We start from the raw sequence: 13112 nt of genomic DNA, 5'->3' as shown, positions 1-13112 counted from the left end.
CCCGACGTTTTGAACGAATTTCGTCCGTTTTTGGGCAAAGTACGGGGTGTATTTTCCAAAAAGGTATTGCATAATCATTCATTTTGTGATAGTATGATATAAGTATAAGTATAATTAACGTTCGGAGGATACGACTTTGAAAAGTATATTGTCTGCGACAACGGTAAATATCGGTGGGTTGCCCATCCCCGTCGCCATTTTGGTGCTCGGCGCGGTTTTGGTGGGTGCGGCCATCATCGGCAGCGTGGTGTTCGCGTTGGTATCGAAAGCCAAAAAGAAGGGGGACGATAAGCCCTCGGAGTTTGAGCAAATGGTCTTGGCCGAGATGGAAAAAGAGGGCGTGAAACCCCAAGAAGAAGCCTCGCCCCAAGAAGAGGATACGCTCGACTTGGTCGAGGAAGAGGAGACGGCGCAACCCGAACCCGTTGGCGAAGCGGCCGAACCCGTCGAAGAAGCGGCCGAACCCGAAAGCGAGCAAATCGCGGCGGAGGAAGAAGCGGACGTCGTAGAGACCGACGCCCCCGTGGCCACCATCGAGTACGAGGATGAGGCCGTCCCCGAGGAAGCGGTCGAGGAAGAACCCCTCGTGAAGAAAGACGAGGAGCCCATCGCATATACCGAGGACGAGGAAGACGTGCCCGATCTCATTCCGCCCGTGCGGCAGGCCGAGGAAGCGCCCGCCGTGGCGGAGTCTACCCCCGATACCACCGAGGAAGAGGACGAGATCGCGTTGGCCGCCGTGGATACCGCCGAGGAAGCGGACAAAGAGGAGAGCCTGCTGTCGAGCATGACGGATCAAAATAAGGACTACGGCGACTTCGATTTCGGCGGCGACTTCGACGAATGGGAGGAGGAACCCGACGAGCCAGAGGACGAGGAAGAAGTCAACATTCTCGCCGAATTGGATATCGACGACGAGGAGTACGACGCGGAGGCTACCGACGGCGCGGCCGTGGTGGCGGGTGCTATCGTCGGCTCCAAATACAGGCGCAGTTTCCGCAGCAAACTCATTCAAGGCTCGGCGGAGAACAAGAAATACTATTCCATCATCAAGAACGAGTTGTTGAGTTACGAAAAGACGCGTTGCAACGAGAGTTGGAGCGGCGAGACCTATATGCAAGGTCGGCGCACTTTCGCGCGTATGGGCGTGGCGGGCAAAACATTGTGCGTGTTCTTGGCGTTGGACCCCAAGGCCTACGCCGACGTGTACGGCAAATTGCGCTTCCGCGACGTGAGCAACGTGCGCAAGTACGCGTCTACGCCTATGCTGATGCGCGTGAAGTCCGACCTGTCCCTCAGGCGTACCTTGCGCCTCATCATGCACGTGGCGGCGGCGGGCGAAATGCGCAAGAAAGCCGGCTATGCGCCCGTGAATTATCAGAGCGGGTTGGAATATCGCAGCGACCGCGCCTTGCAAATCATCAAACTCATCAAACTCAATCCCCGCTACGTGCAAGTGGTGGATACCGCGGCGGCGTTGGAGGCCAAAGAGGCCGAGATCAGACTGCGTCCCGCCCTTGACGTGACGCCCATAAAGAAGGACCAAGTGGGCAACTTGACCGAGGAAGATTTCGAGAAGATGGCCGGCGCCAAAAAGGAGCGCGTGGCCAGCGCGGATCGTCCCTACGCGTCCGAGACGGGCAAGTTCGTCATCGAGTCGGAGGGCAACATTTGGCACTTTATGTACTACGCGCCCAACGGCAAGTTGTTGGCGGTAGGCGAGGGCTGCAGCAGTAAGGACGCGGCGTTCAAGTCGGCGGGCGTGTTCCGCACCACCATTCAAACGGGCGAGGCCGTGGTCAACACCGTGGACGACGAGTATTTCTACACCGTGCGCGTCCAAGGCGGCCGCGTGTTCTCGAGCGTGATGTACGAGTCGCAGTCGGCGTGCTTGGAGGGCCTGCGATTGGCGCGGGAGACGGCCGCCGAAGCCGTGGTCGAGTTTTCGATATAACGACGCGTCGGCACGAAGTGCGGGCGTAGGCTACGCGGTTTTCGCCTACGGCGAATGCGGTGTGCCGCTATAAAGTGAATCGCGGCTACGTTGCCTCGGGCGCGTAGCGAACGAGGCAGAATAGAGGGCTGTCGGGATTGCTTCTCGACAGCCCTTTTTCGTGCAAGGAGCGATAGGGTTCGGGCGGAAACGCTAACAGATCGTGTCCCACGAGAAACCCAATAGGTGGGGGAGATTGGTGGACGTTTCGATTAGAATGGCCACGGTGGCGTAGGCGCTCTTGCGGTCGTCTATGGCGATATAGCCGCGCAGTTCGGCGATGCGCAGGGTGACCTCTTTAGTCTCGTTGTGCGATACCACCGCCTCGAGGAAATGCTTGCGGCACTCCCACCAATTCTGCAATTCTGCCGTCCGCTCGAGGGCTTGGGGCAGGTCGTCCGCGGCGACCAACAGGGATATTTCTTCGGCTTGGTCGTGTAGGTCGGCGAACAGGCGGTGCAGATAGATTTGCTCGGCCACGCCCGCCGACAGCATGACGACGATGATAACGACGGCGAATACGGTGCGCTTCATCGGTCGCACCCCCGTTTGTTTTTCTTTCTATCCTTTGGCTCGGGTGCGGGCGCGTCGTCCGAGCGCGTTTGCGCCGCGCAGGTGCGTCGGCTATTTCCCATCTCGCCATGGTTTTCGCCCGTTGTGCCGTCGGTTTTGTCCGCCTCGCCATCGTTTTCTTCCGCCGTGTCCTTGCCGTCCGTTTCGTCCGTCTTTTCGGGCATTCGGGTGATGATGACGTCCCCTTGCTTGGGTTGCAGGAAAGCTTCTTCGCCGCCCGTCACCGATAGGAGCATCACGTCCTCGGTTTTGAGGTCGTTTTGGGCGAGTAAGGCGTCGATTTGCCCCTCGGTGACCTCGGCCAACTGCATATAACTCTGTTGCAATACCCCCTCGCATATCACGGGGTACGCCATCGCCACCTCTTCGCACGCTATCCCGGCCGTCTGCGCCGTCAAGGGGGAGGCGTACCCTTTGGGTAAGACGCTCAATTTGCCGTCCGTTTCGAGTATGGCGTAGGCCACTTGGCTGGGGAAGAAGTAACCCGCCGCCCGCAATGCGTGCAGTAGGTCGGTCACGTTCATATCCAACTCTTTGAGAAGGCGCATATCGATACCTTTGGGCGTCATAATGACGATGGGTTTGCCGTTCATAAACTTGTTGAACTTCAGGTTTTTACTGCCGATCTTGGTGATGATAAGGTGGACGACGAACAAGGTGAAGATGGGTATGACGCCGTACACCAAGGGAATCTGCACCTCGGCCATGGGAATGCACGCCAATTCGGCGATGATGAGGGTGATGGCGAACTCGAAAGGCTGCAATTCGCTGAGTTGCCGCTTGCCCATCAGGCGCATGATAATCAAAAGCAAGATATAGATGATGATGGAACGCACGAAAACGATAAGCATACCGTTGGTATGCGCGGAATCGGGCGGATTATGTACTTCGGCGCGGATTCCGCCGAAAGCGGGCGCAGAATGCGGCAGGATACCCGTAATACGCGTATTATTATTAAGATTTCGTTAAGAATTTGGTGTAAAAGAGTATTTTTGAGAAAAACGGACTATTAATAGCGTAGTATCAAAAAATAGAGGTACCGAATGGCATACGACGGCGAGTCGGGTTTGACGCCCGCGTTTTTGGAAGAATTAAAGTTCAAGGTCAATATAGTCAACTTGATTTCTTCTTCCGTAGCCCTGACGAGAAAAGGCAATAAATGGTGGGCCTGCTGTCCCTTTCATCACGAAGTGACGCCTTCTTTTTGCGTGGACGAAGCGCGCGGCTTTTTCTATTGCTTCGGCTGTCACGAGGGGGGCGACGTCATCAGTTGGGTGATGAAGACGGACGATTTGAGTTATATCGACGCCGTCAAAGCCCTGGCCGCTTCGGTGGGAATGAAAGTGCCCGAGACCAAGTTCGACCGAGAAAAGGCCGAGAAGAACGAACGGCTCTACGAGATGATGCGTTTGGCCGCACGGCATTACTACAACAATTTCACCAAAAACCCCAAAGCGCAGGAATATATGCAGTCGAGAGGGTTGCGCCCCGAGACCTTGCGCAAGTTCGGCATCGGCTATTCGGTGGGCGGACAAGCCCTCATCAACGAGTTGCGTGCCGCCGACTATACCCTCAAGGAGATGAGCGAGTGTTCGCTCATCGGCACCAATATGGAGCGGGGCGACCATTACGACTTTTTGGCCAACCGCATCATCGTGCCCATTTTCGACGCGCAAGGCAGAGTCATCGCCTTTGGCGGGCGCGTGTTGGAGAAGAAAGAGGGCGTCGCCAAATACAAAAACTCACAGGAGACCGTGCTCTTCCACAAGGGCAGTACTTTGTACGGGCTCAATTTCGTCAAGAAACTCCGTCTCAAAAAGGCGGTGGACAGCCTCATCATCGTAGAGGGGTACATGGACGTCATCGCGTTGGTCGAGGCGGGCTTCGAGAACGCCGTGGCCTCCATGGGGACGGCGCTTACCGAACAGCAAGCCAACTTGATGCGCCGCATGGTCGGCAAGGTGTATATCTCCTACGACGGCGACGCGGCGGGGCAAAACAATACCATGCGCGGTCTTGACATTTTGAAACGCGCGGGGCTCGAAGTGCGGGTGGTCAATCTGCCCGACGGGTTGGACCCCGACGAACTCATACGCCAACGCGGCAAGGCCGCCTACCAAAAGTGTCTGGACGAGGCCTTGCCCTTGTACGAGCACAAAATCGCCCGCGCGGGGCTTCGGTTCGACCTGACCTCGGCGGATGGCAGGGGCGCGTACGCCAAAGAGTGTCTGCGCATCATTTCCGACCTCGACGCGGTGGAGCAGGACGCTTATCTCGATTTGATAAGCGAGAAGACCGCGGTGTCGAAGGACGCTTTGAAGAAGTCGGTCACCTCGACCGCCAAGCCCAAGCCAACGGTCGAAACGCCGACGAAAAAAGACAAAAAGGTGGAATTATCCCCCGAAAAAGCGGGATATTATAAAGCTTGTCGCTTTTTGCTGTTGCTGATGCTCCTTCGTCCCGACTATACGGAAGAGTGGGTGGCGCCCGCCTATTACGAAGCGGCGGCGCACAAAGCCATCGCGGAGTACGTGTTGGACTGCATGGTGAACAAAGCGCCCATCATGCCCAGCAATATCTACCAAATCGGGGTGGACGAAGAGGAGTGCAACGCCGTGTTGACCATGGCTATGCCGCCCGACGACGAATTGCCTAAGGCCTTTGCGGACAGCAAACGGCGCGTGATGCGCGAGTACTACGACGTGCAAAAGAAAGACCTTTTGGCCGCGTACGGCGCCGCAGAAGATGAAGACGAGCGAAAGGAATTGTTACAGCAAATCAACGCTGTGCAAAAACAGATAAATAATCTATCCAAGCGATAGAGCGGAGGAAATCTATGGAACAAGAAAAGAAAGAACTCTTAGACGCGGTAGTGGAACGATTGGCGCAAGTGGCCGAAACCAAAGGTTTCGTGACCGAAGAGGACATTTTGGCGAAGATGGCCAAAATCGAATATACCTCTGAGGACGCCGAATACGTGTTCAACGCGTTGGAAGAGAAAAAGATCAAGGTGAGCAATCAACCCGAAGAAGAAGCGGACAAGCCCGAGAATATCGAACGGCTGGTGACCGACGTCAATATCGACGACGCCGTGAAACTGTACCTAAGGGATATCGGCAGTTACGCCTTGCTGACGCAGGAAGAAGAGCGTGCCCTCGCCAAGGCTATGAGCGAGGGGGACGAGGACGCCAAGCGCCGCTTGTCCGAGGCCAACCTACGGTTGGTGGTGTCCATCGCCAAGAAGTACGTGGGCAGAGGTATGGCTTTCCTCGACCTCATTCAAGAGGGTAACCTGGGTTTGATGAAGGCCGTGGATAAGTTCGACTACACCAAGGGCTTCAAGTTCTCCACCTACGCGACCTGGTGGATCAAGCAGGCCATCACGCGCGCCTTGGCCGACCAAGCGCGTACCATTCGCCTGCCCGTACATATGGTGGAAACCATCAACAAGACCGCCCGCGTGTCGCGCTACCTCACGCAACAGTTGGGCAGAGATCCCACGCCCGAGGAGATCGCCGCCGAGATGGGCACCACGCCCGAGAAGATCATCGAGATACAGCGCACCGCGCAGGATCCCGTGTCCCTCGAGACGCCTATCGGCGAGGAAGAGGACAGCCACTTGGGCGACTTCATCGAGGACACTTCGGCCTCGCAACCTTCCGAGCACGCCGAGCAATCCATGATCAAAGAGCAGTTGATGGCCGTGTTGTCCACCCTGACGCCGCGCGAGGAGAAAGTGATCCGTATGCGCTACGGCTTGGACGACAACCGCGCGCGCACCTTGGAAGAGGTGGGGCAGGAGTTCGGCGTGACGCGTGAGCGTATCCGTCAGATAGAGGCGAAGGCTTTGCGCAAATTGCGCCACCCCAAACGCAAAGACAAACTCAAAGGTTTTTTGGGTAATTGATGAAACCGCCCAAACTGTCCAAACGACTGCAAGCGGCGGTGACCCTCGTGGGGCATACCGAGGCTTTGGCCGATATCGGCTGCGACCACGGCAAGTTGTGCGTGTATTGCCTTGCTACGGGCGCGGCGGACAAGGCCGTGGGAGTGGATATATCGGCGCCCTCGTTGGCCAAGGCCGAGCGATTGGCGGCCGAATACGATTTGCCGCTCCAAACGCGCGTGGGCGACGGACTGAAACCCCTTGGTACGGACGAAGTCGAAACGGCGGTCATAGCGGGTATGGGCGGTATGGAAATCGCCCGCATTCTGGCGACGGCCCCCTTCGCGCCCCCGCGATTGGTGCTGGTGCCGCACAAAAACACGGACGCCGTGACGCGCTATTTGTCCCTTGCGGGCTATACGGTCAAGGCGGATTTCGTCCTATTGGACGAAGGGCATTGGTATCGTGCGTTGGCGGCGGAGGGCGCGGCGGCGCGTCCCGTCGGTGCGGATTGGCAGACCGAGATAGACGCGCTGTCCCCATGGGAGAATTGGTACGTAGGTGCGCAAAACGCGGATAATCCCGAATACGCGGCCTACAAAGCCGAGCGATCGGACAAGTTGACGCGCATCGTCCGAGCGGGCAACCGCGACGAAAGAGTGGCCGCCGAAATAGAGTATTTGAATAGGATATGACAGTAAAAGACGTATACGACCTAATAGACGCATTCGCGCCGTTTGACAGCCAAGCCGACTTCGACCACAGCGGGTTGCAGGCGGGCGACTTCGACGCTCCGGTGACGGGCGTGGTGGTCGCGGTGGATCTTACGCCCGCGGTCATTGCCGAGTGCAAGGCGTTGGGGGCCAACCTCATCGTCACCCATCACCCCGCGATATGGTCGCCTTTGGCGGCGGTAGTGCAGTCGGATTACACGGGCAGATTGATTGCCTCTCTTATCCGCGACGACCTCAACTATATTGCCGCGCATACCAACGTGGACAAGTGCGCGGGCGGCAATAGCGAACGCCTCGTCCAATCGTTGGGCGGCGAGGTGACGGGACGGCTGGACGAGGACGAATACGCGGTGACTTTCCGTATGCCGCCCATCCGCTTGTCGGCCTTGCGGTCGCTCGTGCGCGAGCGCTTAGACGACGTTACCGCCTACGCCGTAGGGCGCGACGACCTCACCACCGAGGGCGCGTTGTGCACGGGTGCGGGTGCAAGCGACGAGACCGTCGCTTCGTGCGTACAGCGCGGGCTCGTGTACCTGACGGGGGAGTGCAAACACCATCAGTTGAGGTACGCGGAACAAAATAACGGACACTTAATTTGCTTCGGACACTTTACGAGCGAGCAAATATTTGTTACAATTATTATCGAAATCTTGCAAAAGGCGGGCGTCAATGCCTACGCCTCTTGCCAAAAGAACCCGTGTGTCATCGGGTGAAGGAGTATATATGGATATCAAAGGATTATTGGAGTACGCCAAAATCGACGGAGAAATGACCAAGTTGTACGCGGCTTTCAACGAGGAACCCGCCGTAAAAGAGTATAACGCGCAGAAGAAGCGCTATACGGACGCGCAGGAACTCATCGTCAAGTTGAATGCGGACGCCGAGGATATCATCAAGCAAATCAACGCCATGAACGAGCGCTATCAAGAGTGCTTGGCGCAACTCAAAGAGTACCAGACCACGGCGGGCGAAATCGAGGACGAGAACGAGGCCGATTTCTATAGCAAGAACGTGGAGAAACTGTTGTCCAACCTGTCTTCGCTCGGCACGGATATCGCCGCGCTCAGCAAGACCGTCGCCGACATTCGCAAGCAGGCCGCCAAGGCTTCGACGGACGCTTCGGACGCCACCGTGCGCACCAAAGCCGTGTTGGACGCCTACAACAACGCCAAGAAGGAGTACGCCCCTCGTATCAACGATATCAAGACGCGCCTCGCGAAGGCGGGCGAGGGCATAGGCGAAGGTTTGGCCGTCTACCAAGACCTGCGCAAGCGGAAGGTCAAGCACCCGATGGTCACCTTGAACGGCAGCAACTGCGGCGGTTGCTTTATGGATTTGGACGGCACCACCCGCGAGAAAATCGAAACGCAGGGCTACGTGCTCTGCCCGAGTTGCCACCGCATTATCTACAAGGCGGAATAACCGAGCGAGAGCGAAACGAAATTGGCCGTATTCATTTGAATACGGCTTTTTTTACGATTTATATGCGGTTGATGCGCAAGACCATGATATACGTCCATCTGAGGTCAGTGAGGAAATCCGCGTCGGTCGATTGGTCGATGAGATTGTTCAGCGCGGCTTGGGCGGCCAAAACGCCCGAACGGTAATTCAAGGTGGCGGCGTCCGTGGCCTTTTCGGCAGACGAGAGGAAAGGCTCGGCTTTCTCTTGCAGGGCCGTTAGCGCGGCGCGGACGCGTTCGCGGCAGTAGGCTACGGTGGTGCCCTTTTGGGCGAGGCCGTCCGAGAGGTCATAGAGCGTGCGGTAGAGGTCTACGTGATAGCCGACGAGGGGCTTGACCTTGGCGCGGTAGGCGAGGGGGAAGTCGGCGGTCGACATTCCCTCGGTGAGAATGGGGTAGACCGTATAGCCGTGTTTGTCGGCGACCGCTTGCGCTTGGTCGCGGTCGTGGTAGGCGGACAAGAGTACGTGGTATCGTCCGTCGTAGGCGATGAAGCCCGCGCCGCCTTTTCGGCGCACGTTGTCGGACAAAGCGCGCGCTTCGCCAAGGGCGTCGAAAGCACCCGCCGATACGGCGTATACGGCGGCGGGCGCGGGGGCAAAGGTCTCGGTGACGTACCCCGTGACGCCCGTGGGCAGGAGAAAATCCGCACAAAGCAAGGCGAGCGAAAAGAGCAGTACAATCACCAGCACGAGGAATACGGCGCTGCGCAAGGCACCGCGGCGGCGATGGGGTTTGCGTTGGGGGCGCGCGGCGGGCGTTCGTGATTCTTTCTTGGGGGATTCGGGGCGCGAACGCATATCTTCGACGACGTGTTCGGCGGAACGTTGCTCGGCAAGTCCCGCCTTGAAATCGGCGTAGGTGGTATAGTCTTTTTCCATACCTATCTATATGAGCGCGAATGCGCGAGATATTCGCCAACGTGTATCGCTCGGCGACGGATAGAGCGAATCGCACGCTATGCGTGCGTGAATTGAGACGGTCGTTGCGTTGCGGACGCGCAAAGCGCGAGAAACCATATTCGACTGCTACGAACGCGAGATATTGCTATGCAATGCGCCGTATTAATTGTGGGCGGGATAGCGGAAGGCGAGGGTTTTGCGTAGGATTTGGGGAATAGAGCAAAAACTATTGAAAGTAAAGCGGCTTTATGGTATAATAAACGATATGAAAGACGATTGGAACGATATGAACGTAGAAGAATTGGCACCTACGCCCGCCGATAACGACGAGGAAGAAATCGTATTGGGCGGCGCGGTGGTCGGCGCGGACTTCGCCTCGGCGGAAGTGCTCGAAGAGGTGCGCAACGAGAAAGACGAGGAGATACAAGTGGGCGAGATGGAGGAGCGCGACGATTGGCATAGAGCCGTCAAGCACCTCAACCGCCGTATCGGCGAGCTGGAAGAAGCGGTCGCCGAGTTGAGGGCCGCGTTGGCGGCATTGTCCAAGGTGACGGACGACGAATAAGAGGATATCGTATATGGATAAGATAAAGAGAGAAGACGGTTACGTCTACTTCGGTGCGTTCCCGCAGACGGTCAAGCGGGAGGACGTGCAACTGACCGACCAAAAGGACGCGAGAGGGTATATCTTGGGCTCTGACGGCGCCTACTACGCCGAAATAAAATCGGCCAAGCCCTTCGAGCACGAATACGTGTTTTCGACGGGGGCGGCGCTGACGTCGGGGAGCACCTACTATTTCAAGGTGGAGCCCATCAAGTGGCGCGTACTGCGCGAGGAAAAGGGCGCGTTGCTCCTCGTGAGCGAGCGCATTCTCGCCGCGCATTGCTACGAGGGATGGGAGCCGAAAAATCCCAAACACAACAACTACAAGCGGAGCGCCGTGCGCAAATGGCTGTACGACGTGTTTTACGCGGCGGCGTTCGACGAGGAAGAGCAGGCCATGGTGCAAAAGGTCAAGGTGGCGAACGGCGCCGCCTCTACGGGTATGATGGTCAATCGCTGCGCCTGCCGCAACACCAAGGACAAGGTGTTTCTTTTGAGCGTGCAGGACGTGACCAACCCCCTCTACGGCTTCTCGCAAGAGGAGAAGAAGGGCGACTCGGCGAGATTGAAAGCGCCCACCGATTACGCCTTGGCGATGGGGTTGCGGATGTCCGACTTGGGCGGCGAATACCACTACGACGTGGGCGGCTGGTGGCTACGCTCTCCCTTCTACGACAAGAAGCGCGACTTTACCTACTATTACGCCAACTACGTGGACGAGGACGGTTACGTCGAGGGCATTATGACCACGGACGACTACGTGGGCGTAGTGCCGGCGGTGTATATCGCGCTGAAGTAACGCGAAATACGGCGAAATCCGCACCATAAGTGCGGGAAAAATCCGCGTTTACCGCGAGCGGGCAAAATGTGACGTTCGTCGGGACGTGGGCGCAAGCGCAATGATATATTGCCTACAAAACGAAAAGCGGGTTGACCATCGGTCAACCCGTTATTTGCTGAATACTGCGCACTTATTCCGACAAGTAGCACCGGAGCGATCCCGCGGTAGGTGGCTCCTCTTGAGCTACCTCGTGGCACACAACACGGTCTGTTTAATGCTGCTGCCGTCAAGCCCTGACATGGTTCGCAGTGCGTCGTTGCACAAGACCCAAGTATCAACACTCCTTGCCGAAGTCAGCCTCCCATACTAAATGCCTCGATAAGCGTTCTGTCTTGCTGTAGCGGATTGCAAGTTACAGGGCACCGCTAGCTCCCCACATAGCGCAGCATATATAGTATACACATTTTGCCGCCCGAATGCAACTTTTTTTTGAAAATCATAGATTTTTCGGCAAATAATCGTGATTTTCGGCGAAAAAGTGGTGTAAAAGAGTTGATTTTTCGTTGGATATATATTATATTATGTGTGTACTATTCCAATACTTTTGGGAGAGTGGGCCTCGGCTCACTCTTTATTTTAAGGAGGGACTATGGCTGTTAAAGACGACGTGTTCGCATTGCTCGAAGGCACCGTGGCCGATTTGGGCTACGAACTTATCGAGGTGACCTATCAAAAATCGTACGGCAACATGACCTTGACTTTGTTCATCGACTGCGACAAAGAGGGGGGCGTTGGGCTGGACGACTGCGAGAAAGTGAGCCGCGCCGTGGATCCCATATTGGACGAGGCGGACCCCACCAAGGGGCAAGCCTATCACCTCAACGTGTCCTCGCCGGGGCTGGACAGGCCCGTCAAGACCGAGCGCGACTTCCGCAAGAAGCAGGGCACCGAGGTCGAGGTTGGATTGTACGCGCCCCAAAACGGCAGCAAGAAGATAGTGGGTATCCTGACTGCCTGGGACGACGATACCGTTACGATTACCGTCAAAGGTAAAGAGATAAAAATCAACAAAAAGGACGTCGCGGTCATCAAGCCCGTGATCGTATTTTAGGAGGACGTATGGTAAACAAAGAATTTTTCCAGGCTCTCGACGAGTTGGAACGCGAGATGCACATCAGTAAGGACGTATTCATTTCTTCCTTGGAAGCGGGTATCAGTTCGGCTTATAAGAAAGAGACGGGCGACAATCGCCCCGTCATGATCAAGCTGTCGCCCGACAAGTTCAAGATCCAGGTGTTCGTCTATCAGACCATCGTGGACGAAGTGGTCGATCCCGACAAGGAGATCAGCCTCGAAGACGCCAAGAAAGTGAAAAAGACCGCCAAGGTCGGCGAGATTCTCTCGGCCGAGATCAGCCCCAAGATGTTTACGCGTATCGCCGCGCAAACGGCCAAGCAAGTGGTCGTGCAACGCCTGACCGACGCCAAGAAAGAGCAGATTTTGGAAGAGATGAACGACAAAGAGGGCGAGATATTGGCCGCCATCGTCAGACGCGTGGAAGGCAATACCGTGTATGTCGAGATTATGTCCACCCAAATGGAAGGCATCATGGGTCAGCAGGATCAGCTGGCGGGCGAGAAGTACGTGGTGGGCGACGTCATCAAGGTGTACGTCAAGCGCCTCAAGGTCAACAGCTACGGCACGCAGGTGTTGGTGTCCCGTTCCTCCCCCGGTTTCGTGCGCCGTATGTTCGAGACCGAAGTGCCCGAGATCAAGGCGGGCGTCGTGCAGATCAAGAAGGTCGTGCGCGAGGCGGGCAATCGTTGCAAGATCGCCGTGTATTCGGAGGATCCCGACGTGGACGCCGTGGGCGCTTGCATCGGTCCCAAAGGCACGCGTATCGGCGCCATCGTCAAGGAACTCAACGGCGAGCGTATCGACGTCATTCCTTGGAGCAGCAATCCCTTGGAGTTCATCGCGGCGGCCATCAGCCCCGCCAAAGCCGCCTTCGTGCAGGTCAACAGCGAGGCCTATTCGGCGTCGGTGTACGTCAACGAGGATATGCTGAGTTTGGCCATCGGCCGCGAGGGACAGAACGCGAGATTGGCCGCCAAGCTGACCGATTGGAAGATCGACATCAAGCCCTATAGCTCGATGGGCGGCATCTTCGAGGAGTAGT

General features: G+C 56.8%; 13 protein-coding genes and 1 other RNA gene. 10 read left to right on the top strand and 4 right to left on the bottom strand.

Translation table 11 applies throughout. The features are described 5' to 3' along the window. Window positions 1-136: 136 nt before the first annotated feature. Window positions 137-1954: a hypothetical protein gene (locus tag II896_02765; GenBank protein ID MBQ4443567.1), complete on the top strand. Its 1818-nt coding sequence runs from the start codon at window positions 137-139 to the stop codon at window positions 1952-1954. Between the two features lie 192 nt (window positions 1955-2146). Here II896_02765 and II896_02760 read toward each other — a convergent pair whose 3' ends face one another. After that, on the bottom strand, window positions 2147-2527 hold the full coding sequence (locus II896_02760) for a DUF4363 family protein (GenBank protein ID MBQ4443566.1): 381 nt from the start codon (window positions 2525-2527) through the stop codon (window positions 2147-2149). Continuing rightward, window positions 2524-3417 carry a DUF421 domain-containing protein gene (locus tag II896_02755; GenBank protein MBQ4443565.1) on the bottom strand — a complete coding sequence of 298 codons (894 nt, stop codon included), beginning with the start codon at window positions 3415-3417 and terminating at the stop codon, window positions 2524-2526. The genes II896_02760 and II896_02755 overlap by 4 nt, the downstream gene beginning before the upstream one ends. Before the next feature lie 192 nt (window positions 3418-3609). On the opposite strand from II896_02755, the gene II896_02750 reads away from it, so the two are divergent. From II896_02750 to II896_02730, 5 genes are read left to right on the top strand one after another with little or no spacing between them, the layout of a single operon-like run. After that, window positions 3610-5388 (top strand): DNA primase, encoded by a 1779-nt coding sequence (locus tag II896_02750; GenBank protein ID MBQ4443564.1) that lies wholly within the window; start codon window positions 3610-3612, stop codon window positions 5386-5388. Window positions 5389-5402: 14 nt separating this feature from the next. Then, window positions 5403-6473, top strand: a complete 1071-nt coding sequence (rpoD, locus tag II896_02745; protein ID MBQ4443563.1) for an RNA polymerase sigma factor RpoD — start codon at window positions 5403-5405, stop codon at window positions 6471-6473. Further along, entirely contained in the window at window positions 6473-7147 is a 675-nt protein-coding gene (locus II896_02740) for an SAM-dependent methyltransferase (GenBank protein ID MBQ4443562.1), read from the top strand. The genes rpoD and II896_02740 overlap by 1 nt, the downstream gene beginning before the upstream one ends. Continuing rightward, the gene (locus II896_02735; GenBank protein ID MBQ4443561.1) at window positions 7144-7899 is read left to right on the top strand and encodes a Nif3-like dinuclear metal center hexameric protein; all 756 of its coding nucleotides are present in this window, start codon (window positions 7144-7146) and stop codon (window positions 7897-7899) included. The genes II896_02740 and II896_02735 overlap by 4 nt, the downstream gene beginning before the upstream one ends. A 10-nt stretch (window positions 7900-7909) precedes the next feature. Continuing rightward, the gene (locus tag II896_02730; protein ID MBQ4443560.1) at window positions 7910-8608 is read left to right on the top strand and encodes a hypothetical protein; all 699 of its coding nucleotides are present in this window, start codon (window positions 7910-7912) and stop codon (window positions 8606-8608) included. A 58-nt stretch (window positions 8609-8666) separates the two neighbouring features. On the opposite strand, the gene II896_02725 is transcribed toward II896_02730, so the two are convergent. After that, the gene (locus tag II896_02725; protein MBQ4443559.1) at window positions 8667-9527 is read right to left on the bottom strand and encodes an SPOR domain-containing protein; all 861 of its coding nucleotides are present in this window, start codon (window positions 9525-9527) and stop codon (window positions 8667-8669) included. Between the two features lie 286 nt (window positions 9528-9813). Here II896_02725 and II896_02720 point away from each other — a divergent pair, with 286 nt between their 5' ends. Both II896_02720 and II896_02715 read left to right on the top strand, forming a co-directional pair. Next, entirely contained in the window at window positions 9814-10113 is a 300-nt protein-coding gene (locus II896_02720; protein MBQ4443558.1) for a hypothetical protein, read from the top strand. A 13-nt stretch (window positions 10114-10126) separates the two neighbouring features. Next, the gene (locus II896_02715; protein ID MBQ4443557.1) at window positions 10127-10951 is read left to right on the top strand and encodes a hypothetical protein; all 825 of its coding nucleotides are present in this window, start codon (window positions 10127-10129) and stop codon (window positions 10949-10951) included. 164 nt (window positions 10952-11115) lie between these two features. Here the strand turns inward: II896_02715 and ffs are convergent. Next, an RNA gene (gene ffs, locus II896_02710) (signal recognition particle sRNA large type) lies at window positions 11116-11379 on the bottom strand. Window positions 11380-11582: 203 nt separating this feature from the next. Here ffs and II896_02705 point away from each other — a divergent pair. Beyond that, complete coding sequence (locus tag II896_02705; protein MBQ4443556.1) at window positions 11583-12044, top strand: ribosome maturation factor RimP; 462 nt, start codon at window positions 11583-11585, stop codon at window positions 12042-12044. Window positions 12045-12052: 8 nt separating this feature from the next. Further along, a complete protein-coding gene (gene nusA / locus II896_02700) occupies window positions 12053-13111 on the top strand; it encodes a transcription termination/antitermination protein NusA (GenBank protein ID MBQ4443555.1) in 1059 nt (352 codons plus the stop codon). Window position 13112 lies beyond the last annotated feature (1 nt).

Source organism: Clostridia bacterium (assembly GCA_017394805.1).
Lineage (GTDB): Bacteria > Bacillota > Clostridia > Christensenellales > CAG-1252 > RUG14300.
The sequence above is the reverse complement of the archived record's forward strand: the minus strand, read 5'-3'. Positions and strand labels throughout refer to the sequence as shown.

Bases quoted from the DNA above. Each gene is read 5' to 3' on its own strand.
- II896_02760 (MBQ4443566.1), bottom strand. From the start codon at position 2,527: ATGAAGCGCACCGTATTCGCCGTCGTTATCATCGTCGTCATGCTGTCG.
- II896_02755 (MBQ4443565.1), bottom strand. From the start codon at position 3,417: ATGCTTATCGTTTTCGTGCGTTCCATCATCATCTATATCTTGCTTTTG.
- II896_02750 (MBQ4443564.1), top strand. From the start codon at position 3,610: ATGGCATACGACGGCGAGTCGGGTTTGACGCCCGCGTTTTTGGAAGAA.
- rpoD (MBQ4443563.1), top strand. From the start codon at position 5,403: ATGGAACAAGAAAAGAAAGAACTCTTAGACGCGGTAGTGGAACGATTG.
- II896_02740 (MBQ4443562.1), top strand. From the start codon at position 6,473: ATGAAACCGCCCAAACTGTCCAAACGACTGCAAGCGGCGGTGACCCTC.
- II896_02735 (MBQ4443561.1), top strand. From the start codon at position 7,144: ATGACAGTAAAAGACGTATACGACCTAATAGACGCATTCGCGCCGTTT.
- II896_02730 (MBQ4443560.1), top strand. From the start codon at position 7,910: ATGGATATCAAAGGATTATTGGAGTACGCCAAAATCGACGGAGAAATG.
- II896_02725 (MBQ4443559.1), bottom strand. From the start codon at position 9,527: ATGGAAAAAGACTATACCACCTACGCCGATTTCAAGGCGGGACTTGCC.
- II896_02720 (MBQ4443558.1), top strand. From the start codon at position 9,814: ATGAAAGACGATTGGAACGATATGAACGTAGAAGAATTGGCACCTACG.
- II896_02715 (MBQ4443557.1), top strand. From the start codon at position 10,127: ATGGATAAGATAAAGAGAGAAGACGGTTACGTCTACTTCGGTGCGTTC.
- II896_02705 (MBQ4443556.1), top strand. From the start codon at position 11,583: ATGGCTGTTAAAGACGACGTGTTCGCATTGCTCGAAGGCACCGTGGCC.
- nusA (MBQ4443555.1), top strand. From the start codon at position 12,053: ATGGTAAACAAAGAATTTTTCCAGGCTCTCGACGAGTTGGAACGCGAG.